This window comes from Thermodesulfovibrio aggregans, assembly GCF_001514535.1.
In the GTDB taxonomy this organism is placed as follows: domain Bacteria; phylum Nitrospirota; class Thermodesulfovibrionia; order Thermodesulfovibrionales; family Thermodesulfovibrionaceae; genus Thermodesulfovibrio; species Thermodesulfovibrio aggregans.
Map to the genome: position 1 here is coordinate 273,979 of NZ_BCNO01000001.1, position 24,044 is coordinate 298,022.

A 24,044-nucleotide genomic window follows, 5' to 3' on the forward strand; every position below is an offset into this window, starting at 1 on the left:
TTTTATTTTTCCCGACTTTGATACTTCCTCATATATTGCTATTTGAAGCCTCTTTCACAATTCTGTTTATCATCATATTGAAAATAAATTTATGAAAAGGATAGAAGAGATACCAGTAAATTCTGCCCCATAGACCTCTGGGATAAAAGTAAGCAGTTTGTGTAAAGAACTCTTCAGAAATTGTAAACTCAAGCCATGCTTTACCCGGGACCTTCATCTGAGCCTCAAGAAGAAGCCTGCTTCCTTCTACAATGTCAATTACCTTCCAGAAATCAATTACATCGCCAACTCTCAGGGTTTGAGAACTTCTTCTTCCTCTGTTGAGTCCATATCCTCCGACAATTTTGTCAATTAAACCTCTAATTCCCCACAAAAAATTAAGGGCATACCAGCCTCTCTGTCCACCTAAGTTTTTACATATCTCAAATATTTTATTGGCAATTGAAGGCTCTATTTTTCTTGTATATCTATCCACATATACAGCCTTTGAAATTTCAGGGATTTTTGGGACATCGCATACACTGCCTCCAGAGCTGTCGCACCACCTGCTAATAACCTGTGCCCTTTCAATTTCTTGTAAGGATTTTCTTATTGCTATCTTAAAGGGTGTAACCTTTACATCGGGAAAATATTTTTCAGCATTATTATTTTTCTTGACTGTTTTTGATTTCAAACCCAGCACAAGCTCCTTTGCAAGTTCAAAATTTACAGGAGTAAATAGGATAAGCCAGTAAGATGAAAGCCTTGGACTTAAAACAGGTACATCTATTATGATACGCTTCAGTTCAAGAACCTCTGCAGTCTGAAGCATCATCTCTTTGAAGGTCATAGTTGACATACCTATGTCAATCTTTTCATGGATTAGCATGCCTGAAAGAATCATTGATTTAAGATAGTTTATGACATCGTCTATGAAAATTGGACATGTTGGGGTGTTAACCCATCGGGGAGTTATCATGATAGGTAGTTTTTCCACAAGGTTTCTTAAAATTTCAAAGCTCGCACTTCCTGAGCCTATTATGACACCTGCCCTGAACCATGCAACTTTTACCTTTTCAGGATTGGCACTTAGAATTTTACCTGTCATGTATCTGCTTCTAAGATGAGGACTTGCGTCTTCAATTTCACCAAGTCCACCAAGATACAATATCTGTTTTACCCATGCTCTTTCACAGGCTATTCTGAAATTTTCAGCACTCTGAGCCTCTTTTCTCTCATAGTCCCTACCCTTACCCATCATGTGTATGAGGTATACGGCAATATCAACACCTTTAAGGGCTTCCTCTAATAGGGTCAGATTAAAAGTATCACCCTCATAGATCTGGCATCTTTCAATTATTGAATATTCGAGTTTGTTTTTATTTCGTACTAAAAGCCTTATTTTTATGTTTTCGTCTAAGAGACTATACAAGAGTCTCCTACCTACAAAACCTGTTGCACCTGTAAGTAAAACTGTTTTCATTTTCTCTATTATGTCCGTGTAGAAAGCAATAGGGAAGAATAAATTACGTTGATAGCCTTTTCTTTTAATCTATCCATTTTAGTGATGATGACCTTGCTCTGAATGTCCACCAGCAATTACATAGATGGCATCTGTATCGCTGAGATTTTCAAAATATAGGCTTTCTTCACCTTCAATGTGGAAGGCATCTCCCTCTGTGAGCTCTCCTTCCCATACACCAGTAACTTTTATCCTCCCCTTAATTATCAAAACAATCTCTTCATGACCTCTTCCTGGTTTTATAAGCCAGTTTTTCTCTCCAGGATTTAAAACTCCGTAAATCATATAACAGGCATGACTGCCTGTAAGCTCTGAGCCAATTATTAACTCTCCTGTTTGAAGATTAGTAAGCTTGTCTTTGATTTCTATTAGTTTCATTTCTTTAGATTTTACAGTTTCGGGATAATTATTTCAAGGGTAAATTTAAGGAATTTACTTACAAAAAAAGACTACAAAAGGACATCAATAAGTTTCATACTAAAGATAGAAATCAAAAGGAGGTTTGAAAATGGAAAGAATATCAGAAAGAACAAAAGCAGAGGTCATTTTAAAATTTAAATGGAACTCTCAAATCGGAGAGCACGAAGAGCATCAATTCTGCCGAGTAAATGTTTGGCGAGACCTTGACCTTTTTCCTGAAAAAGTAAGAGATATGATTATTGACAGAAAAGAAGGTGACAGATTCAGCATCGAATTCAAAAAAGGAGAACTTTTCAACTACTCAGAGGAAAACATACTTGAAGTTCATAATTTTCAATTTAATCCTCCAAAGCCTTTTAACACGAAAATAAAACCAAAAGTTGGAAGATTTTATCCTCTTGGATTTTTCTCTGGATTGGCTGGTGTCTTTCCTGAGAATACAAAGCCTGCCAGAGTTATAGAAGTAGGTAAGGATAAATTAAAGATTGATACAAACATTCCAATTGCCAAGTATGATTTAAAGCTTGATGGTTACATAGTTAGTGTAAGAAAAAAATCAGCAGATGTTGGTGGTGAGTGCAGAGACTGGTGTGCCATATCACTTGAAAATGGTCCGGGCATGCAGGTGAGATTTGATGGAACACCTACAGACTTTGAAATTGAAAATCCTGAAAGCTTTAGAAGAGAGGACGAGACAGAAGATAAAATTTTTTATAAAGAACCAAGAATTACAACTCACATTGATTCAAAGGCTCACGAAAATCTCGTTGAACTCTATAAAAAGATTTTACCTGAGAGGGGAAAAATTCTTGATCTTATGAGCAGTTATCAATCGCACATTCCAGAAAATGAAAATCTTAAAGTAGTAGGCTTAGGACTAAACGAAGAAGAGATGAAACAGAACCCAAGACTGAGTGAATACCTAATCCATGATTTAAACAGTGAGCCAAGACTTCCATTTGCCGATGAAGAGTTTGATACAGTTGTCTGTGATTTGTCAATTGAGTATGTTACAAAGCCTGTTGAATTAGTGGCTGAAATCAAAAGAGTACTTAAAAAAGATGGGATAGTTTCTATGAGCTTCTCAAACAGATACTTTCCACCAAAGGTGATAAAGCTTTGGATTGATCTTCATGATTTTGAAAGGATGGGATATGTGATTGAGCTTCTGCTTAGAGATGGCGGATTTAAAGATTTCAAAACCTACTCAATCAGGGGCTACAGAAGACCATACGATGACAAATACTTTGGTTGCACCCTGTTTTCTGACCCAATTTATGTAGTCTATGCAAGAAAGGCTTAGAGAAAAAGTAGCAGTTGTCGGAGGTGGGATTGCAGGTGCCCTAACCTCCGAACTGCTCTGGAGAAAAGGTTACCAGGTTACTCTATTTGAGAAGAGTAATCGTCTGGGAGGCTGCTCTGGTAGTTTTGTTCGCAATGGCTTTACTTTTAACACAGGTGCAACAACTATTGCAGGGCTGAAAGATGATTTTCCAGTGAGCGAGATTCTCTCAAACTTTAAGATAGATAAAAACATAAAAATAGTTGACCCTTCAATCATAATCCATACTCCAAGAGGAATAGTAAGAAGATTTTCATGCCTCTCTGACACAGTCGATGAAATTGATAGAGTCTTCCCGCACAGAGGAAACTACGATTTCTGGAAAAAAGTTTATGATGTGACTTACAGTGTCTTGACCCACAGCTACTATCATAATTTCTCTTCTTGGAGAAATTCTGTTAAAAGCCTTTTGAATATGAAAAGCCTGATTTTAAAACACTTCAAATCTTTCCTTATACCTGCTGAAAAGGGTTTAAGGGAGTTTTTCCCTCAAATAGAGAGAGACTATTATGATTTTATGGATGCCCATGTAAAGATTGTAGCTCAGAGCAGTATCGCTGAGGTAAACTTTCTTACAATGCTTCTTTCTCTTGGTTATCCTTTTACAGGAGTCGGTTATCCTCGGGAAGGAATGGGTAAAATATTTGAAGAAATCGTAAAAAATCCGAATTGTCTACTAAACTCTGAGGTAAAATCAATAAAAAGGAAAAACAGTGGATTCATACTTAAAGGAGATTTTGGAGAGGAAGAATTTAAAAAAGTTGTGATCTCAATGCCTGTGTTTGAAAACTTAAATATTATGGAAGATGACAACATAAGAGATTACATTAAAAGATACCTTAAACTAAACAGCGATAACTCAGCAATTGTCCTTTATGGTGTTATCATAAACTTCTCTCCCGATTACAACTTTCATCTTAGAATAATCAGAGAACCTCTGCCCTATACCTCCTCAAGATATCTATTTTTTTCATTTAACGAAGTTAAAAAGGAAAATTCTCAATACACGACCTTTACTGTATCTACTCATACCCGAGTTCCTTACTGGATAAATACTGAAAGACACTTATATGATATAAAAAAAGAGAAGTTAAGGGAAATGATATTAAATATTATGAAAGATACTTTTGGGCTTAAAACAGAGCAGGTAGTTCAATCCTTTATGGCAACTCCTGAAACATTCTTCAGATATCTCGGTAGACGAAGTGTAGGAGGAATTCCTGTTACAAGAAAGGCTCCTTTCTGGAAAATTCCGTCAAACTTTAGTCCATTTGAAAATCTCTATTTTGCAGGAGACAGCTTTTTCTGTTATCAGGGCTGGATAGGAGTTTCCATGGGAGTCAGAAATATTCTGGAAAACTTAGATGAAAAAGTTTGAACTTAAGATAACTCCATTAGATTGGATTTTAATTATTACAGTAGCGATACTTTTTTCATCTTCCATAGCAATAATAATTTACAAGACCTTGAATGCCGATTGGCAAGATGGCTTGTTAGTAGGTTCTATATTAGGATTCTGTCTTGCAATTTTTTCAATTCTCTTTGTTACGCTCAATAATCTTTACATCTTACCTAAAATAAGCAAACCCTATGTTTGGTGGATTTTTTCAGCCCTCTTTTCCTCTCTTGCAGGATATATTGGTTTTTACTCAGCCTTCTTTTTAGTAAAGATTTTTACCATACCAATTCCAGAAAACATTCTGAATAATATAAATACTCTGGCAGTTTTTTCAGCTTTTCTTAATTATCTTACAGGTTTGCTTATCTATCTTTTTGTGAATATGAAAACTAAAAAACAGGAACTTGAGAGTCTACTTGCAGAAAGCAGAATACTTTCCCTTAATATTCAACTTAACTCCCATTTCCTTCAGAATGTTTTAAACAGCATTGCGGAACTAATAAGAATAGATAGCGAAAAGGCTGAAGAAGCATTAATCAAGCTGAGCAGATTCCTAAGAAAAGTTCTTAAGGAGCAGGATATTATACCTATATCTGAAGAGGTTGAAAATGTTAAAGGCTATGTGGAACTTGAAAATTTAAGATACGGAGGGTTAATAAAATTGAAAATAATTAATAGCGATAAAGCTCAAAACATCCTGATTCCACGCTTTTCTATTCAGCTACTTGTTGAAAACGCAATAAAGCACGGATTTACAGGTAGTGAGTTAAATATTGAGATTATCTTTGATATCTCAAATTCGCTATGCCAGATTAAAATTTCCAACGATGGTAAGCCAGTGAAGGATTTAAGATTTGGAACAGGGCTTAAAAATCTCTCAAGGAGATTGAAAATTCTCTGCAATGGGAAATTAGAGTTAGGTGACAGAAAAAAGAATGAATTCTTGATTAAAATACCTATATGAAAATCTTAATCGTAGATGATGAAAAATTAGCCCTTATGAGGTTAAAAAGACTGATTACTGAAGTTTCAGAGCCTGTGATATTTTCAGCTTCCTCTGCTTCTGAGGCACTCAGCATAGTTGAGAAAAATTCTGACATTGAAGTTGCTTTCATCGATATAAAGATGCCTGAAATATCTGGATTAGAACTTGCGTACAGATTACTCACCATAAATGAAAACCTATTCATAGTATTTCAAACAGCCTATGAAGAATATGCCCTGGAGGCTTTTAAGGTAGGAGCAATAGACTATCTCCTAAAGCCCTACACAACAGAAGATATTAAGAGAGTATTAAAAAGAATTGAAAAATTCAGAGAATCAAGGGAAGCAGTAAGATTCATGGTTAAAACCCTAAAGGGCGATTACAGGATAATTTCACAGGATGAGATATTTTACATAAAGGCTGAACTCAAGGATTCATCTATAAGAACAAAGGATGATTTCATCTATTATCCTCTTTCCATATCAAGGTTTGAAGAGAAGCTCAAAAACTTTGACTTTTTCCGAGTTCATAAATCATATCTTATAAATGTAAAGAAAATATCCAGAATAAACAGAATTCATCAGAGCAAGCTTCAGTTTAAATTTTCAGGGATAGACGATACAGTTACAAGTAGCAAAGAAGGTGCTAAGCTCTTTAGAGAGAGATATGGTCAATTTTTGATAAAGGAAGTTAGCTAAATCAATCTATGCTATTTAAACTTTTTAGTTAGCTCTCTTCATCTTCCATCTTTCAACTCCATAAAGCATTCCTCTTGGGTCAGGTATTATTCCTTCAATCTTTTTATTTGCATAAAAAACAAGAGGATTTTCGTAAAGGAATATGCATGCCTGTTTTTCATAAAGAAGTCTGTGAACCTCTCTATAAATTTTCTGTCTTTCATTAAAATTTAAAGTTTTTCTTCCCTTTTCAAGGAGGATGTCAACTTTTTCATCTTTGAATGAAAAAAAGTTCCACTGACCTTTTTCTGTTTTTGATGAATGCCATAGATCATAAATGTCTGGATCCCACAGATATGCTCTTGAAAGAATAACCGCATCAAAGACTTTTTCTTCAATTATTCTATGCCTCAGTGTCTGCCAGTCATAAAGTTTTATCTCTATTTCAATTCCGATATTCTTGAGGTTTTGCTGAATAAACTGAGCAACTCTTTGAATTTCCTTGTTTTCGCCATTTATGGAGATTGAAAACTTTAATGAATTAATCTTCATATTTTTAAGAATGTCTCTTGCTTTTTCTATGTCATAAGGATATGGCTTTACATCAGTATTAAAATACCAGGTATTGGCTGGATAGGGTCCCAATGAGATTTTTCCTTCTTTTAGTACAGAGTTTATCAACTCTTCTTTGTCTATGGAATAGGCAACAGCTTTTCTGAATTTTTCATCAATGAATGGATGCTTTTTAAGATTAAAACCAAGACAGGTGTATCTGAAGGAGTCTGCCTTGTATCTGTTGAACTGGCTACTTAGTTCATCAGTTTTCATATAAGATGGTAACTCTGCCACATCAATTTTGCCTGATTTAAGTTCAAGATATCTTGTGGTAGGGTCAGGAATAAATTTGAGTATTATTTTTCCTGTTGCAGGCTTTCTGCCGTAAAATTTATCAAATGAAATTAAAAAAATAAACTGTCCTTTTTGCCATTTCTCAATTCTGAATGCACCTGTTCCAATAGGTTCATTATCAAAGGAAGGTTCAAGAACCTTTTTACCAATATGACTTGGAAGTATCCCTATGCTCCAGGATTCAATAGCAGAGCCATAGGGTTCTTTATAGATAACAGCAAGAGTAAGAGGATTAATTACTTTAATCTCTTTTACAGGACCTAAAACTCCCCTCCTTGGTGACGCAACTTGAGGAGAATTAAAAAGCTCATATGTGAAAACTACATCCTCTGCTTTGAATTTTTCTCCATCATGCCAGTAAATGTTTTCTTTTAGGTGAAAAACTATCTCAAGCCCGTTGTTTTTTATTTCCCATGATTCTGCAAGCTCTGGTTCAGCAATACCTTTTTCATTAATTCGGATAAGTCCCTTGAAAATGATATTTGAAACCATGTGAGAGTTAAGATCAGTAAGAAAAAGAGGATTTATCCTTTTTGGTTCTGAATCAAGTGCAATAACAATACCTTCATAAGTCCTTGATGTAGAGCTACAAGATATAAAAACAAGGACAAATAGAGAAAATAAAACTCTTTTAAAATTCAACTAAAAAACTCCTCTGATTCCTATTCCCCAGTTTCTTCCTGCTGCAGGATAGCCAAATCTTTCTTGATAGTTTTTATCAAATATATTATGAAGATATCCAAGCACAAAAATATTCTTTGTAACTGGATAGCTTACCTCCAGATCAGCAGTAAAGTATGACTTTTGAGTTCTTACTCTCAAATCAGTATTGTAAAGAGTGTTATTGTTGTATATAACTTTCTGGCTTGATACATATCTTCCATAGAGAGTAACCTTTTCTCCTCTTGCTCCTTTATACTGTAGCCCAAGATTTATCTTATGCTTTGGAAGTGCAGGAATCTCATCAAAATCTCTATCTTCAGGTGCGACAAAGTTTTCTACAAAGGGGTCACCTTTTGTTTTTGATTTCTGAAAGGTATAATTGGCAAAAGCTGAAAAACCTTTTCCAATCTGCTGGGATACTTCTATTTCAATTCCGTAAATAGTTGCTCTGTCAATATTATATGAGACAAAGTTTATAAGGTCAAAATAAATAAAGTTTTTAATTCTGTAATAATAGGGGCTTATTTCCAGTGAGGTCTTTGTTGGAAATTCATTTTTCCACCCACCCTGAATCATCAGTCCATCCTCTTTTTTAAAGGGTAAATCTCCTGTGTCAGCTCCTGCATCAGGCGAGTAATGCCAGTAATGCTCTGGAGGAGTTGGCATCCTTAAAGCTCTCGCTAAACTCAAATAGACAAGAGAGTTTTTATCATAGGTATATGTTAATTTGAGGGATGGTGCTATTCCTTCCATAGAAATATCTTTGATTCCTTCTTCTTTACCAGCAGGTCCTGCTTTTCCCTCATAGGATGAATATCTCAGTCCCGGGGTAATTGTGAAGTTTTTCGTTATGTGAAAATCATCCATAAGATAAATGCCAGTTATTTCTGAATTTACATAGTTACCATTCTGAAAGTGTGCTCTATAGTCATCTGAATAATTCTTATCACCACCATCTTTAAATCTTGTGTATTCAAATCCGACGGTTAAATCATGTTTGTCAATGGTTATTTTATAAGAACCATCTGCTCCGTATGATTTATCATCAAACCATTTTTTGTGAAATATGAAAATTCTCACTGAAAATTGACCCACTTTTCTCATGAAAAGTGACCCACCCTTCTATTAAAATAACCCCTAAAACAGGGGGAAAGGAAAGGGTGATAAGCATGGAAGATTGGGTAACAATAAGGAATCTTAAGAAGAAAAATCCAGAGCTTGGCACAAGGGCAATTGCTAAGCTTGTTGGGGTATCAAGAAACACTGTAAAGAAAGCTCTTAAAGCTGATTTTTATCCTCAATATGAAAGAAAAACTAAAGCGTCAGATGAAATTTCAGTTTTTCATGATTTTATCAAAGACAGTTATTTACTTAAGAAGCAAAGAGTATCAGTAATAATTGAAAATCTCAAAAGCAAAGGGTTTAAGGGTTCTAAATCAACTGTTTATCGTTATGTTAAGGAAAATTTCTCATCAATAAGAGAGGATTTATCAAGGAAGGCTTTTTTAAGATATGAGACAGCACCTGCAGAGCAGATGCAGTATGATTGGGCAGAGTATGAAGTTTTGATAGGACAGAGTTTAGTCAAACTATATGTTCACTGTCTCATATACGGATACAGTCGTTACAGAGTGTATGATGTAACTGTGGATAAGACTCAGTCAAGCATATTTTCAGTGTTACAGGATGCATTTAGTGAGGCAGGCGGGGTATGCAGAAGACTTCAGGTTGACAATGCAGTTCAGTTTGTAGCGGATGCAGACATAAAAAAGTTTAGATGGAATGAAGGGTTTTTAAATTTCTGTGGTTTTTATGGAATAAAACCCACAAGGTCATTACCCTATCATCCATGGAGCAAAGGGAAAGTGGAAAGTCCTTTTTACTATCTTGAAGAGCATTTCATAAAAAACAACACATTTGAATCAATAACAGACTTTCAGATTAAACTTAAAGAATTCCAGAATGCTGTTAACAACAAAATTCATACAACCACGAAGTCTACTCCATTTGAGTTATTTAAAAAAGAAAGACAATATTTAATTGAAGCAAAGGACTGTGATATAGCAAGCAGATACAAACAGACAAGGAAAGTAACTCAGGACTGTTTAATCTCCTATAAAGGTAACAGATACAGTGTTTCATATCACTTTGCAGGTAAAACAGTGTGGATACTGCCACAGAAAGGACTTAAACTCAGAGTTTATAACCAGCAGGGCAGAGTAATTGCTGAGCATCCAATAAGTTTACAGAAAGGTCAGATAATAATGGATAAGTCTCACTTTAAATCCAGCCTCTATCAACATTACAGTAACTTTGAAAGGCTCTCCTATTTATTTAAAGAAAGATTTTGCAAATACAACAAAACAGAAGAATTTTTAACAGCACTTAAACAGCAAAGAAATATACAGCCCAGATATCATCTTGCAAAGATAATGGATCTCATGAGCTATTATCAAGATGAAAGCTGTATCTCAGTTATGGAAGAATGCTTTAAATACAGAAACTTCAACTTAAACTTCATAAAAGGACTTTTAATGAACGAAAAACAAAAAGAACCTGTAAATTTAACACAGAAAGCATCATTTAAATATGAAGGAATGCAACAAATAAAAAGAAATTTAAAGGAGTATAAACTATGGCAAATATAGAAGACATATCAAAAACAATAAAATACTACTGTAAATTGTTATCAATTCCCCTTGTTGGAGAGATTTATGAAAAAGAAGCAGAACAGGCAAACAAGACACAACTCAGCTATCAGCATTATCTTTATAATCTACTGAAATATCAGGTTGACTCAAGACTGGATAATTCAGTACAGAGGAAGATAAAGAAAGCGAAGTTTCCATTCATAAAGACCATTGAAGAGTATGACTTTAGCTTTCAACCGAAGGTAGATGAGAAACTAATAAAACAGCTAAGTGAGCTTAATTTTGTTGGGGAAGGTAAGAACATAATCTTTGCAGGACCTCCTGGAGTTGGTAAAACCCATTTAGCAGTAGCCATAGGAGTAAAAGCAGCGATGGCAAGAAAGAGAGTATTGTTTTTTACAGCAGAAGAACTGATAAACAACTTAATATCAGCGGAGTATTCAAAAACATTGCCCCAATATATAGAAAGCTTAAGCAGAATAGAGTTGCTGATAATAGATGAAGTTGGATATCTTGAGATAAGCAAGGCATCAGCGGCTTTATTTTTTAAACTTATATCAAAGAGATATGAAAAGACCTCAACAATAATAACAACGAACAAGCCATTTGAAGAGTGGAATGAGATATTTGGAGATGAAGTAATAGCAGCAGCAATACTTGACAGACTTCTTCATCATTGTTATCCCTTTTTTATAACAGGGAAAAGCTACAGGATGAAAGAATTATTTGAGAAAGGGGGTGAAAAAAGAATAAAAAATGATACTATATAGGGTGGGTCAAATTTCGTGAAAAAAACCGGGTCAATTTTCATGAAAATTTACAGTCTGTAATCTGAATTGCCTTTTTAATGTTGTTCACTATCTCCTTTTTGTTTGCTGAGACATATAAACTTAAAAGTCCACCAGTGAGAAAATCACCAACTGCTGCATCACTCATTACCTTTTGAGCATGCTGCTCGGCTGCAAGAGAAGTTGGTTGCTCGGGGGAACAAACAGATATAATCAGGAAGAAGCATTGGAAATAAAAAAACTTCTTATTGACATAGCCTCAAAGCTAACACCAGAGAAAAGCAAAGAGATAGCAGTGATAACTCCATGCAGCGCACAAAAAAAACTACTGCGAAAGATAATAAATGACCTTAAAGACAGAGGTCAGATTCAAAACTTACAGATAAAATGTGATACCGTTGATAGCTTTCAGGGACAGGAGGCTGATATTGTAATCTACAGTTGTGTAAGAACAGATGGAAGCCTTTCCTTTCTAATCGATAAAAAGCGTCTTAATGTAGCACTCTCAAGGGTAAGAGAGAATCTTTTCATAGTTGGACACAAAGACTTTCTATACAACGCTAAAGTTGAGGGAAAGGAGATTATAAAAAACTTTTGAATGCAGTTCATAGAGTATGTTATAAACATAAAACTCAAGGTTTTTGGGGGATTATCCTCAACTTGAGCTTTCACTACAGTATCAACGATCTTTGACAAGTTTGGACCCTCAATAGAGGGGTGAAAATTGAAAGTAAACACTTACATTTTGCCCTTTCAAAAAGGGGGTTAGGAAAAATGGGCTTTAAAAGCCTTAAAAATCAGAGGGTTACAAAGCCCGTCCTCGGAAACGTGACCTCATTTAAAAGGGATTGCGACTCTGCTGTTAATTTCTCAACAGCTTTGTCCAACCTTTCACTCGGAAACATGACCTCATTTAAAAGGGATTGCAATTTTTAATGTTGAGCAAGCATATTTGTCACTGCGAGGGTGGCATTCCACCCGAAGCAGTCTCTCTATTCCTACAGAGTTGTAACGAAGAGATTGCTTCCCCCTCGCTGTGCTCGGGGTCGCAATGACGAGAGAGAGGCGAGATTGCTTCGCCTTCGGCTCGCAATGACAGAAAGAAGGCATTCGCAATGAAGGAAGAGGATGCTTCTTGCAATGACATAAAAAAGAGCACGCAATGGCTGACTGTAGGGATTGCTTCGTCGCTTACGCTCCTCGCAATGACAGAAAAGAACGCTCCTCGCAATGACAGGATAGGATGCTTCTCGCAATGACAAAGGAGAGCCCGCCCTCGGAAACGTGACCTCATTTAAAAGGGATTGCAATTTTTAATGTTGAGCAAGCATATTTGTCACTGCGAGGGTGGCATTCCACCCGAAGCAGTCTCTCTATTCCTACAGAGTGGTAACGAAGAGATTGCTTCCCCCTCGCTGTGCTCGGGGTCGCAATGACGAGAGAGAGGCGAGATTGCTTCGCCTTCGGCTCGCAATGACAGAAAGAAGGCATTCGCAATGACAGAAGAGGACGCTTCTTGCAATGACATAAAAAAGAGCACGCAATGGCTGACTGTAGGGATTGCTTCGTCGCTTACGCTCCTCGCAATGACAGGATAGGATGCTCCTCGCAATGACAGAAAAGAACGCTCCTCGCAATGACGGACCTTAGAAATCGCTTCGTGTTCGGCTCGCAATAACTGTATCAGTAGTCAATGCGAGCAGTTTCTTTGCTGATTAATTGATTCTTTCCAGTGCCTTTTTAAGTTCCTCTTTCATCGTTTCTTTTAGCGTCACAGGTTCAATTATCTCAAAATGAGGAATCCATGAATAAAGCCACCACTTTATCTCATCTGTCCCTGATACTGTAAAGGTTAGAGTTATTGTTCCATCGGGGTTTTCAGTTCTTTGTTCTGAATGATGCCACTTTGGTTTTCTCTTTATCAGCTCTGCTACATCCTTTGAAAATTTTACTTTCACCTCAACAGGCTCTGCTTCCCATATGAACCAGCTCTGCTTGAGTTTTTCCCTCAGTGTAAATCCTTCAGGAATGTTGAACTTTGTCTTCATCTGCTTTATCTCAATGATTCTGTCTATGGCAAAGGTTCTTGTGTCTTGCCTCAAATGACAGTAGGCATAGACAAACCACAGTCCATCATGGAAGATTAATCCATAGGGATCAATGAGTCTTTCTGTCACCTCATTGGTATTTATGGAGTGATACTTTATCATAAGTTGCATCCGCTCAAGTGCCGCCTCTGAGATTATGTTGAATTTCTCTATGTCAAGCTCTGTTTGAATATTTGGCAGATAGTGATGAATCTGTCCATGGGGCTTTTTTCCAACAGGATTAATCTTTTCCATAAGTGACATTAGTTTTTCTGAAAGTGAAGGTGCAGATTTTTTAAGCACGTCATTGAGGGTAAGTATTACTGCAAGCTCTTCCTTTTCAACAGGGATGGATTTTAAAGCATGAGGGTTTTCAAAGGTGTATCCACCAAGTTTTGGGTCATAGACAATGGGAACGACCTGATTAAGGATGTATAGATAACGATAGATTGAACGCTCACTTACTTCACAGATTTGAGCAAGCTCTTTTACTGTAGGATGCCTGTCCTGTTCAATGAGATTGAGTATTTTGAGGATGTTGATTACCTTTTCACCAATACCATGAGGTTTCTCTTTCCTTTTGTTTAGTGCTTCCTTTTTTATATTCGGTTTCTTTGGCATTTTATATATTATATCAGTTTAACCAAGACAGCATTATGTCAGAGAGATTTTTTGACTCTGTGGGATTATTCAAAAAAAGGACGCCGATAGAGAGTGCACCCCTTTTTTGTGAACACTTTTTAATGCTTCAATTTGTAAGGTCTATGCACTATTTCTTCCCCTATCATTGAGATATTTTAACTTAAATTCCTCAGAAGATAAATATCCAAGTTTGCTGTACAAATATAAGTTGTTGTAATCATTAGTTATCCAATCCTTTATTCTATTTCTGGCTTCTTCAAAGCTTTCAAAACTTATAAGATTTTCTTTGCTTCATTTTCCTAATACCCCTTTTATAGAGATTTTGTCTCTGCTTATACAGAGATTCCATACAAATTCCATGTATCTCGTATTTAGGGGTTTAGTATTAACTTATCAACCTAAAAAACAACAGAAGAGAGAAAATTAACCAACTTTAAATTCTACAATACAGCTTTTTAAAAAGCAAGTTTACAAAACCTTGATTTGTCGATACCAAAAAATGAGAAAAGCGCTATTTTGCCAAATATTGACCCGCAGATGAAACCTTCAAGACCCCCTACTACTACTGGGTGACAGCTTGCTGAAAACTTTTTTGACCTTTTTTTCGGATACTTTTTCTTAAAAATCAATGTATTACAGAATGCCGAAGGCGGGATTTGAACCCGCACGGCGTTGCCACCACCAGATCCTGAATCTGGCGCGTCTGCCAGTTCCGCCACTTCGGCTTAATTTTTATTTTATCTTTATTAGATAATTCATAGCAAGTCTAAATTTGTATTCCAAAGTATATAAATTTCAATTGACAAAAAAAATTTTTTTACATTAATATATAAAGTTTGCAGGGGCTTTGTCCCTGCTTTCATCTCTGTGGGAGGAGGTATGAAATTGTATGCTTTAGGGACCCATCTTTTAATTGAATTGAAAGATTGCAATCCTGAGATCCTGAAGGATCTCGAAAGCGTCAGAAATATTCTCGTAGAAGCTGCCAAAAAAGCAAATGCAACAATTATTAGTGTAAACTTTCATGAGTTTAATCCTTTTGGTATTAGTGGTGTTATAGTGATTGCAGAATCTCATCTGACTATTCATACATGGCCTGAGTATGGTTTTGCTGCAGTGGATGTCTTTACCTGTGGAGATATTATAAAACCAGAGGTTGCAGCTCAATATATCATAGAGGCTTTTGAATGTAAGTCTCCATCAATAGTTGAAATGAAAAGAGGTATAATTTCTTACAAAAACGAAAAACTGCCACATAAGGTATGCCATGAAGAATTGCAAATGGTATATTGAGCAGACATCTGAAGATGAAATTATACTTCATTCTCTGAAGGAGATAATCTTTTCTGGAACATCTCCTTATCAGAGAATTGAAATAATTCGTTCTGGTGATTTTGGGAGATGTCTACTGCTTGATGGTAAAATGCAGTCTGCTGAGGCTGATGAATTTATCTACCACGAAGCACTTGTTCATCCTGTGATGCTTTTAAGTGATAATGCGGAGAGAATTTTAATTGCTGGTGGTGGAGAAGGCGCTACTCTCAGAGAGGTGTTAAAATATCCTATTAAAGAAGTTGTAATGGTTGAGCTTGATGAGGTCGTTATTAATACTGCTAAAAAATATCTTCCACAATGGAGTGATGGCGCTTTTGATGATCCTCGGGTCAGGTTAATCATAGATGATGCAAGAAGCTATATTGAAAAAACAAAAAATTACTTTGATGTCATAATAATAGATCTTCCTGAACCAGCAGAAGGAGGACCTGCATATCTTCTATATACTAAGGAGTTTTACGAAAACGTTAAGGAAGCGCTTACTGAAAAAGGAATGATGGTTACACAATCTGCCTCTACTTCTATTAACAATCTAAGAGTATTTGTCTCAATTGTTACTACTCTCAGGCAAGTGTTCCCATATGTAAAGCCTTATATTACCTATGTTCCATCTTTTTTTGCTCCATGGGGTTTTTCACTGGCTTCTAAAAAAATAAATCCTGAAGAATGCATATCAAAAATAAATGAAAAGATTATTTCAATTGAGAAAAGTTTAAAGTTTTACGATCTGGATGCTCATAATTCAATGTTCTGTCTTCCAAAACATATTAAAAGAGCAATTGAAACAGAGGGAAGAGTCATCCGCGATGACTCCCCTCTTTCTTTTTATTAATCTTTCTTTTTGGAAGGAAGTACTGAAAGACCTGGTAACTCCTTACCTTCAAGCAATTGTAAAGCAGCTCCACCACCTGTTGAGATAAATGAGATAGCATCACTGACACCTGCTTTATGCACCGCGTAATCTGTGTCTCCACCACCTACTATTGTAAAAGCATAGGAGTCAGCAACGGCATGGGCAATTGCAAAAGTTCCTCTTGAAAAGGCATCTATCTCAAAAACGCCCATTGGTCCATTCCACAGAATTGTTTTTGCATCATGCAGTGCCTCTGTAAAGAGTTTTACAGAGGCAGGACCTATGTCCAGTGCTCGCCAGCCCTGTGGTATTTCCTGTACAGGAACAATTTTTGTTTCTGCTCCATGCTCTATACTTTGTGCAATAACAACATCTACAGGTAAATAAAATTTAACTTTGTTTGTACGAAGTTTCTCCATAATTTTAAGAGCAAAATCTATCATGTCTGGCTCAACAAGGCTGTCTCCCACTTCATATCCCATTGCCTTTATAAATGTAAAAGCCATTCCACCGCCAACTATGACTTTATCTGCCTTATCTGCAAGATTTTCAAGAACTCCTATTTTACCTCCAACCTTTGCTCCTCCGAGTATTACTACAAAAGGTCTTATTGGAGACTCTACAGCTCCTTTTAAGTACTCAATCTCTTTTTTAAGTAAAAATCCTGCAGCAGAGGGAATGAACTTTGGAATTCCAACTATTGAGGCATGTGCTCTGTGTGATGCACCAAAGGCATCGTTTACATAAAAATCAGCTAAAGATGCCAGTGATTTTGCAAATTTTTCATCATTTTTTTCTTCTTCAATGTGAAATCTTAAATTTTCAAGCAGCACCACATCTCCTTCTTTCATTTTTGAAATAATCTGTTCAACCTGTGGACCAATACAGTCAGGTGCAAAGATTACTTCTTTGTTAAGTAATCTCTGAAGTCTTCTTGCAACGGGAGCAAGAGAAAATTTCGGATCAACTTTTCCTTTTGGTCTGCCAAGATGGGAAGCTAAAATCACTTTTGCTCCCTCATCAATTGCGTAGTTTATAGTTGGCAGTGTAGAACGGATTCTTCTGTCGTCAGTTATCATTAAGTTTGCATCAAGGGGAACATTAAAATCCGCTCTTATAAAAACTCTTTTCCCCTTAATAGGAAGATCTTCAATTGTGAGTTTGTCAAATGAATTATTAAATGGTGCCATCTTGTCCTCCTTTAAATTCTTTCCATTAAATAAAGAACAAGGTCTCTTACTCTACAGCTATAACCATATTCATTGTCGTACCATGATATTACCTTTGCGAGCTTTCCTTCTATAACTCTTGTAAGAAGTCCATCAACGATTGATGAATATGGTAAACCATTAAAATCAACAGAGACCAGAGGCTCTTCAATATAGTTTAAAATTCCTTTAAGAGACTCAAGAGATGCTTTTTTCAATGCCTCATTAATATCAGACTCTGTAACATCTTTACTGATTTGAGCTACAAAATCAACCATTGAAACATTGGGAGTTGGAACTCTTATTGCTAATCCATCAAGTTTTCCTTTGAGCTCTGGAAGAACTTTTCCCACAGCTTTTGCAGCTCCTGTTGTGGTAGGAATCATTGAAACAGCAGCAGCTCTTGCCCTTCTTAAGTCTTTGTGAGGAAGATCAAGGATTCTCTGATCATTTGTATAGGCATGTACAGTTGTGGCAAAACCTCTCTCTATTCCAAAATTTTCATGAAGAACTTTTGCCACAGGAGCAAGACAGTTGGTTGTACAGGAAGCATTGGATATTATTTTATGCTGCGCTGGATCAAGAAGATGATGATTAACACCCATTACAACAGTAATATCTTCTTCCTTTGCTGGTGCTGTAATTATTACCCATTTTGCACCAGCCTGTAGATGCCGAGATGCTCCTGCTCTGTCTGTAAATCTTCCAGTAGATTCAATAACAACATCAATATTTAAATCCTGCCACGGAAGTTTTTGAGGATCTGTTTCAGCAAAAACTTGAATTTCTTTTCCATCAATCACAATGTTATTGCCCTGAGCTTTTACATCTCCTTTAAACCTTCCATGAACTGAGTCATACTTAAGTAGGTGAGCAAGTGTATATGCATCAGTAAGGTCATTAATTGCAACAACTTCAATATCTGGATAATCATAGGAAACACGAAAAAAAAGTCTACCAATTCTGCCAAAACCATTAATGGCTACTTTCATTGCCATTTTAAACCTCCTACATTAAATTTTTTCTCTAAAGCTGTTAATAACCATTCCTGTGAGGAGTTTAGGATAGAAATATGTTGACTTAGGAGGCATTCTCAGACCAGCAAGGGCAACTCTCTCTATATCATCTACGCCTGTTGCTCTTAAAATAAAAATTGCATCGCATTTGCATTCTTTCACCATTTTGATACCCTTTTCTATATCTATTTCATAGCAAATCTCTTTCTGGGGAAACATATTTTTTAATATAACCTCTTCAAGAATTGTGACATCAAGGTCTCTCAGTTCTTCAGGTAAATGGGTAAGAGATGGACCTCTGTATTGAAGAATATAGAATTTATTATCCTTTAAATAGACTCCTATGTTTTTATTGCCTCTCTTTTCAATTGCTTCCTGAATATCATCATTCTGATCTAATTCAAATATTTGAAAAAGACTTTGTTTTTCAAGTTGCTCCTTAACTGGAAAAGAAGTGCTTAAAAGTCTGTGAGTGGGTAAAATAAGATAGCCTTCATCTTCAATATTTGTTAAAAACATAAGAACATAGTTCCACGGTGGATCTTCCAAATCTGGATAGACTTCATTCATCTGTTTCCTGAACTCAAGAGCAACTTCATATCTATGATGTCCATCAGCGATAAATATGGCTTTGTCTTCAAACTCTGTTATTATTTTTTTTATTTCAGCTGGGTCTTTGATTTTATAAAGACTATGAATATTACCATCTAAATCTTTTGCCTGAATATAAGGTTCGTTAAGACTCTCAAGTATTTGAGATGTTATTCTCTCTTTCGATCGATAGATAGAAAAAATCAATGAAGTATTTGCCATACAGGCTTTCATAAGATTTAATCTGTCTGTTTTTGGTTTAGAATAGGTCTGTTCATGGGGATAAACGCCTTTGCCGAATTCTTCAAGCCTTACAGTCGCTATAATTCCTCTTAGTATTTTACTTTTGTTTTTATAGGAATACTTAATCTCATATCCATAAAAACAGGGGTCCTCATCCTGTATAAAAATTCCTTCCTGGAGCCATTCATCCAAATACTGTCTTGCAAGCTCATATTTATTTATTTGGGGTGAATTTTTCCCATAATCAATTCTGATAATATTGTAGGGACTCTTATTATAAAGAGACTCTCTAAGCTCGTCTGAGATTATATCATAGGGAGGACACATGACATCATGTCCGCATACTTTTTCAGGGTTGTAAACAATTCCTTTAAAAGGTTTGAGAATAGCCATATAGGTTTTATGATAACATTTAAAGTTATTGTAGCTCAACATTGTTAAAATATGTTATATTGTTTTTCATGAATTTAATAACAAAAACAGTTCTTCTGCCAAAAATTGGCAAGACAAGAATTACATTTTATCGTGACAGAAGAAAAGCTACGAAGGATAAAACAACTTTTTCCTTACCCTTTGATCTTCAATTGGGTGAAAAACTTGCCTACGGAGAGATAGTTTACAGTCCTGTTTTCAGATCTTGCAGGATTATGTGGAGTGAAACTCCAGAGGATGTTCAAATAAAAGAAGAAACTGAAAATTTTATCAAAGAATTTTTATTTGGCACGCTTCTGGCTACAACTGAACCAATAGAGCCTGAAGAAGCTGAAAAAATCTTAAGCGATTTCTTTGAATTCTTTAAATCTTCAATTCAATACAGAATCACCGCTGAAGGTGTTTGTGTTTTATACATTCCAGTAGGAGGAAAAGATTCAAGAATAATTAAGTTAATCTTGAGAAAAAAAGACACTGGAGATTACATCTTCAGTGATGATGGAGTTATTCTAAGAAGTTTTCGTCCCCATGAAAGAGGACAGAGAGAAAGAGTTGTATTTTCTGCAAAAAGATTAGGGATTGATGTAAAAGAAGAAGAATTATTTGTTGAGTCATCCCCTGAAGAAATTTCCCAGAATTTTTACAGGTTTATCCAGTTTGTATCTGCTGTGTACTTGTTTTATTTAATATAAAATCACTGCCAGAGTAAGCAACAGGTTGACACAATAAAAGCAAAAAAATTAATATTGATTTTAGAAACAAAAAAAACTTTTATTGGAGTTATAAAATGTTTGAGAAGTTCACAGAAAAGGGTCGCAAAATAATTTTATATGCCAGAGAAGAAGCAGAAAAGAGAAATAGTGAGTTTCTTGATACAGAACATCTTCTTTTGGCAATTTTAAGAGAGGAAGATTCAATTCCAATAGCCATATTAAGAAAGATTGGAATTCCTCCTGAAAATGTAAGATATGAACTGGAAAAAAGAATAAGCAGTGAAGGGAATTTACTTACCTATGGAGAAATACCATTTTCTCCAAGAGCTAAAAAGGTTCTTGAAAATGCGGTTGAGGAAGCAAGACTTTTAGGACATCCATATATAGGGAGTGAGCATCTCTTTCTTGGTTTGATTAGAGAAGAAGAGGGAATTGCCGGTAAAATTTTAAGAAATTTTGGAGTTAATCTCTTAGCAGCAAGACAGTTAACCATAAACTTCTCCATAAGGCCTCATTTTCAGAGCACACCTCAAAAAGAAAAGAGAAAAACAAACACTCCAGCCCTTGATGAATTTGGAAGAGATCTTACACTGCTTGCCATTGAAGGTAAACTTGATCCTGTAATCGGAAGAGAAGATGAAATAGAAAGAATCATCCAGATTCTCGGTAGAAGAATTAAAAATAATCCTGTAATAATAGGTGAGCCAGGTGTAGGAAAAACAGCAATTGTAGAAGGTCTTGCACAGAAAATTGTTGAAGGAGATGTGCCTGATATCTTGCTTGGTAAAAGAATCATTGCCCTTGATCTTGGAGCTCTTATTGCTGGGACCAAATATAGAGGTCAGTTTGAAGAGCGTCTGAAGGCAGTAATTAGAGAGGCAACTCAATCAGAAAATATTATTTTATTCATAGATGAACTTCATACAATAATTGGAGCAGGTGCTGCAGAGGGATCTGTTGATGCATCAAATATGTTAAAACCAGCGCTTGCAAGAGGTGAAATGCAGTGTATAGGTGCAACTACTCCTCAGGAATACAGAAAATACATAGAAAAAGACGGAGCTCTTGAAAGAAGATTTCAACCTGTATATATTCAACCAACCACTGTTGATGTAACAATTGAGATATTAAAAGGAATAAGAGAAAAATATGAATCCCATCACAAGGTCAAGATTACAGATGAAGCAATTGAGGCTGCTGTAAAACTCTCTGACAGATACATTACTGATAGATTTTTACCTGATAAAGCAATAGATGTCATTGATGAAACTGCTTCAAGAATTAAACTTAAAAGGTCTGTGATGCCTCAGGAACTTAAAGACTTAGAGTTTGAACTTGCAAGAATTTCCAAAGAAAAGTCTCTGTACATAAAACTACACGACCTACCTTCAGCACAAAAAGCAAAGTATGAAGAGGAGAAACTAAAGAGAATTTATGAAATTAACTACAAAAAGTGGAAGGATTCAATGTACAAGGAAGTACCTCTCGTTACAGCAGAGGATGTATCATATACAGTTTCTAAGATGACTGGAATTCCGCTTTATAAACTTGAACAGACAGAGTCTGAAAAACTTCTTCATATGGAAGAAATACTTCATCAAAGAATAGTTGGACAGGATGAAGCAATAAAAAGTGTATGTAAAGCAATAAGGCGTTCTCGTGCAGGACTGAAATCAAAAAATAGACCAATTGGGTCTTTCTTCTTTTTAGGTCCAACAGGAGTTGGAAAAACAGAACTAGCAAAGGTTCTCGCAGAGTTCATGTTCAATGATGAAAATGCTTTAATTAAATTTGATATGTCCGAATATATGGAAAAATTTAATGTATCAAAACTAATAGGAGCTCCTCCTGGCTATGTAGGATATGAGGAAGGTGGACAGCTAACAGAGAGAATTCGTAAACGACCCTATTCTGTTGTTCTATTTGATGAGATTGAGAAAGCACATCCTGATGTTTTCAATTTACTCTTACAGATACTTGATGAAGGAGTGCTTACAGATAGTTTTGGAAGAAAAGTAGATTTCAGAAATACAATTATAATCATGACATCCAACATTGGAGCAAGATTGATTGAGAAGTCAACACCTCTTGGTTTTCATAAATCTCAAAGCACTAACATATACCAGAAAATTAAAGATAATGTATTTGATGAACTCAAAAAGACCTTCAATCCCGAATTCCTTAATAGAGTTGACGATATCGTAGTATTTCATCCACTTGAAGAATCCCACTTGCTTGCTATTATTGATCTCCTAATAGCCGAAACAAATAAAAAGCTGGCAGAGTATGGTTTTGTTATTGCAGTATCCGATGAGGTGAAGAGATGGATTTTGAATAAATACTATCAGCCAGCCTATGGTGCAAGACCAATGAGAAGAGCAATTGCAAAAGAAATAGAAGACCCTCTTTCAGAAGAAATTCTTAAAGGCAACTTTAAGGGAGCAACTCTCATAAAAGTTGAGGTAAATAACAATAATATAGAGTTTAAAGAAATTACTGAAGAAGTAACAGCATCAGTTAATTAAGGTGAGATATGAAAAAAAATGTGTTTTTAATTCTTTTTGTTTTGCTTGCTTTAATTGTTACAGGAAGTATAGTTCTTAAAAAAAGCAAAACCTCTTTTAGAGAAAAAGCACAGATTGGACTTCCTGCCCCGGATTTTGAGTTGCAGGATATTAATGGCAAAAAATGGAGACTTAGAGACCTGAAGGATAAAATTGTAATTCTCAACTTCTGGGCATCTTGGTGCAGTGATTGTAAAGAAGAGAAAAAATCAATACAGGCGTATTTAAACAAAAATGGAAACTCTGATGATCTGGTATTTATTACAGTTCTTTACAAAGACAATCCTATAACTGTCTCTGAAATGGCAAAAAAGGAAGGATTTAGTTTTCCTGTACTGATTGATGATGGGGTCATATCAACTATCTATGGTATAAAAGGAGTTCCAGAAACCTTTCTTATAGATAAAAAAGGAGTTTTAAGGCACAAAATTGTTGGACCTGTTGACTGGAGCAATCCTCATATAGTTCCTCATCTTAAAAAAGTATTATCCTGATGGGTAAACCAGGTCAACCAAAAAAGGTTCTGTTATTTATAGCAACTCTTTTTAAAGAGCAAGATGCATACTATAAGGCAATTGAAATTTTAGAAGACAAATTCGGACAGATACTTGTTGAGTCAAGCCCAAAACTTTGGAATTACTCAGACTATTATACTCCGGAACTTGGTAGTCCTATTAAGAGAAGATTTATCTTTTTTAAAAATTTGATCTCTGAAGCTGATATTGCTAAGATAAAAATACAGACAAATCAGATTGAAGAAGAACTTTCTAAGCATGGTAAAAGAACTATTAATCTTGACCCTGGCTATATAGGACTTGCAAAGCTTGTTCTTGCAACCACAAAAGACTACTCACACAGAATCTATTTAAGCAATGGAATTTATGCTGAAGTAACTCTGATTTTTAAAAATAACTCATTTATGCCAAACATAAATACCTATAGAGATTATGCAGAAGAGGAGTACATAAAACTTTTTAATCTGGCAAGAACTATTTACAAGGATCTGTTGCTTGGTAAAAATTGAC

The 24,044-nt window shown here is 35.6% G+C and carries 23 protein-coding genes and 1 tRNA gene; 14 read left to right on the plus strand and 10 right to left on the minus strand.

Annotated elements, in window-relative coordinates:
* Window positions 1-28 precede the first annotated feature (28 nt).
* On the minus strand, window positions 29-1,462 hold the full coding sequence (locus TAGGR_RS01360; RefSeq protein WP_059175577.1) for an SDR family oxidoreductase: 1,434 nt from the start codon (window positions 1,460-1,462) through the stop codon (window positions 29-31).
* Between the two features lie 78 nt (window positions 1,463-1,540).
* The gene (locus TAGGR_RS01365) at window positions 1,541-1,879 is read right to left on the minus strand and encodes a hypothetical protein (RefSeq protein ID WP_059175578.1); all 339 of its coding nucleotides are present in this window, start codon (window positions 1,877-1,879) and stop codon (window positions 1,541-1,543) included.
* 130 nt (window positions 1,880-2,009) lie between these two features.
* On the opposite strand from TAGGR_RS01365, the gene TAGGR_RS01370 reads away from it, so the two are divergent.
* The 4 genes from TAGGR_RS01370 to TAGGR_RS01385 are packed head-to-tail and all read left to right on the plus strand — an operon-like array spanning window position 2,010 to window position 6,345.
* Window positions 2,010-3,224, plus strand: a complete 1,215-nt coding sequence (locus TAGGR_RS01370; protein ID WP_059175579.1) for a methyltransferase domain-containing protein — start codon at window positions 2,010-2,012, stop codon at window positions 3,222-3,224.
* Window positions 3,208-4,641 (plus strand): phytoene desaturase family protein, encoded by a 1,434-nt coding sequence (locus TAGGR_RS01375; protein ID WP_059175580.1) that lies wholly within the window; start codon window positions 3,208-3,210, stop codon window positions 4,639-4,641. Before TAGGR_RS01370 ends, TAGGR_RS01375 begins: the two co-directional genes overlap by 17 nt.
* Window positions 4,628-5,626 (plus strand): sensor histidine kinase, encoded by a 999-nt coding sequence (locus tag TAGGR_RS01380; RefSeq protein WP_059175581.1) that lies wholly within the window; start codon window positions 4,628-4,630, stop codon window positions 5,624-5,626. Before TAGGR_RS01375 ends, TAGGR_RS01380 begins: the two co-directional genes overlap by 14 nt.
* Window positions 5,623-6,345 (plus strand): LytR/AlgR family response regulator transcription factor, encoded by a 723-nt coding sequence (locus TAGGR_RS01385; protein ID WP_059175582.1) that lies wholly within the window; start codon window positions 5,623-5,625, stop codon window positions 6,343-6,345. The genes TAGGR_RS01380 and TAGGR_RS01385 overlap by 4 nt, the downstream gene beginning before the upstream one ends.
* A 24-nt stretch (window positions 6,346-6,369) precedes the next feature.
* Here TAGGR_RS01385 and TAGGR_RS01390 read toward each other — a convergent pair whose 3' ends face one another.
* Together TAGGR_RS01390 and TAGGR_RS01395 are read right to left on the minus strand one after the other, a co-directional pair.
* Window positions 6,370-7,875, minus strand: a complete 1,506-nt coding sequence (locus tag TAGGR_RS01390; RefSeq protein WP_059175583.1) for an ABC transporter substrate-binding protein — start codon at window positions 7,873-7,875, stop codon at window positions 6,370-6,372.
* Window positions 7,876-9,000 (minus strand): TonB-dependent receptor, encoded by a 1,125-nt coding sequence (locus tag TAGGR_RS01395; protein WP_059175584.1) that lies wholly within the window; start codon window positions 8,998-9,000, stop codon window positions 7,876-7,878. It abuts the gene before it with no gap.
* Window positions 9,001-9,065: 65 nt separating this feature from the next.
* On the opposite strand from TAGGR_RS01395, the gene istA reads away from it, so the two are divergent.
* On the plus strand, window positions 9,066-10,544 hold the full coding sequence (istA, locus tag TAGGR_RS01400; RefSeq protein ID WP_059175585.1) for an IS21 family transposase: 1,479 nt from the start codon (window positions 9,066-9,068) through the stop codon (window positions 10,542-10,544).
* On the plus strand, window positions 10,532-11,317 hold the full coding sequence (gene istB, locus TAGGR_RS01405; RefSeq protein WP_059175586.1) for an IS21-like element helper ATPase IstB: 786 nt from the start codon (window positions 10,532-10,534) through the stop codon (window positions 11,315-11,317). The genes istA and istB overlap by 13 nt, the downstream gene beginning before the upstream one ends.
* Window positions 11,318-11,354: 37 nt before the next feature.
* Here istB and TAGGR_RS10985 read toward each other — a convergent pair whose 3' ends face one another.
* Entirely contained in the window at window positions 11,355-11,483 is a 129-nt protein-coding gene (locus TAGGR_RS10985; RefSeq protein ID WP_269083316.1) for a hypothetical protein, read from the minus strand.
* A 39-nt stretch (window positions 11,484-11,522) separates the two neighbouring features.
* On the opposite strand from TAGGR_RS10985, the gene TAGGR_RS10200 reads away from it, so the two are divergent.
* On the plus strand, window positions 11,523-11,933 hold the full coding sequence (locus TAGGR_RS10200; protein ID WP_201783809.1) for an AAA domain-containing protein: 411 nt from the start codon (window positions 11,523-11,525) through the stop codon (window positions 11,931-11,933).
* Between the two features lie 119 nt (window positions 11,934-12,052).
* Window positions 12,053-12,271 (plus strand): hypothetical protein, encoded by a 219-nt coding sequence (locus TAGGR_RS10385; RefSeq protein ID WP_153000410.1) that lies wholly within the window; start codon window positions 12,053-12,055, stop codon window positions 12,269-12,271.
* Between the two features lie 779 nt (window positions 12,272-13,050).
* On the opposite strand, the gene TAGGR_RS01415 is transcribed toward TAGGR_RS10385, so the two are convergent.
* Window positions 13,051-14,043, minus strand: coding sequence for a helix-turn-helix transcriptional regulator (locus tag TAGGR_RS01415; RefSeq protein WP_059175587.1), 993 nt, complete (start codon window positions 14,041-14,043; stop codon window positions 13,051-13,053).
* Between the two features lie 662 nt (window positions 14,044-14,705).
* Window positions 14,706-14,789: transfer RNA gene (locus tag TAGGR_RS01420), tRNA-Leu, on the minus strand.
* Between the two features lie 154 nt (window positions 14,790-14,943).
* Here TAGGR_RS01420 and speD point away from each other — a divergent pair.
* Window positions 14,944-15,357 carry an adenosylmethionine decarboxylase gene (gene speD / locus TAGGR_RS01425; protein WP_236698876.1) on the plus strand — a complete coding sequence of 138 codons (414 nt, stop codon included), beginning with the start codon at window positions 14,944-14,946 and terminating at the stop codon, window positions 15,355-15,357.
* Window positions 15,332-16,231 carry a polyamine aminopropyltransferase gene (speE, locus tag TAGGR_RS01430; RefSeq protein ID WP_082673516.1) on the plus strand — a complete coding sequence of 300 codons (900 nt, stop codon included), beginning with the start codon at window positions 15,332-15,334 and terminating at the stop codon, window positions 16,229-16,231. Before speD ends, speE begins: the two co-directional genes overlap by 26 nt.
* Here speE and TAGGR_RS01435 read toward each other — a convergent pair.
* From TAGGR_RS01435 to TAGGR_RS01445, 3 genes are read right to left on the minus strand one after another with little or no spacing between them, the layout of a single operon-like run.
* Window positions 16,228-17,442 (minus strand): phosphoglycerate kinase, encoded by a 1,215-nt coding sequence (locus TAGGR_RS01435; protein ID WP_059175589.1) that lies wholly within the window; start codon window positions 17,440-17,442, stop codon window positions 16,228-16,230. The genes speE and TAGGR_RS01435 overlap by 4 nt on opposite strands.
* An 11-nt stretch (window positions 17,443-17,453) precedes the next feature.
* Entirely contained in the window at window positions 17,454-18,458 is a 1,005-nt protein-coding gene (gap, locus tag TAGGR_RS01440) for a type I glyceraldehyde-3-phosphate dehydrogenase (RefSeq protein WP_059175590.1), read from the minus strand.
* Between the two features lie 15 nt (window positions 18,459-18,473).
* Complete coding sequence (locus TAGGR_RS01445; RefSeq protein ID WP_059175591.1) at window positions 18,474-19,703, minus strand: DUF1015 domain-containing protein; 1,230 nt, start codon at window positions 19,701-19,703, stop codon at window positions 18,474-18,476.
* A 68-nt stretch (window positions 19,704-19,771) separates the two neighbouring features.
* Here TAGGR_RS01445 and TAGGR_RS01450 point away from each other — a divergent pair, with 68 nt between their 5' ends.
* The 4 genes from TAGGR_RS01450 (at window position 19,772) to TAGGR_RS01465 (ending at window position 24,043) form a co-directional block, all read left to right on the plus strand.
* Window positions 19,772-20,434, plus strand: coding sequence for a DUF1828 domain-containing protein (locus TAGGR_RS01450; protein ID WP_059175592.1), 663 nt, complete (start codon window positions 19,772-19,774; stop codon window positions 20,432-20,434).
* 95 nt (window positions 20,435-20,529) lie between these two features.
* Entirely contained in the window at window positions 20,530-22,980 is a 2,451-nt protein-coding gene (locus TAGGR_RS01455; protein ID WP_059175593.1) for an ATP-dependent Clp protease ATP-binding subunit, read from the plus strand.
* A gap of 8 nt (window positions 22,981-22,988) precedes the next feature.
* Entirely contained in the window at window positions 22,989-23,513 is a 525-nt protein-coding gene (locus tag TAGGR_RS01460) for a TlpA family protein disulfide reductase (RefSeq protein ID WP_059175594.1), read from the plus strand.
* Window positions 23,513-24,043 (plus strand): DUF4416 family protein, encoded by a 531-nt coding sequence (locus TAGGR_RS01465; protein ID WP_059175595.1) that lies wholly within the window; start codon window positions 23,513-23,515, stop codon window positions 24,041-24,043. Before TAGGR_RS01460 ends, TAGGR_RS01465 begins: the two co-directional genes overlap by 1 nt.
* Window position 24,044: the final 1 nt, after the last annotated feature.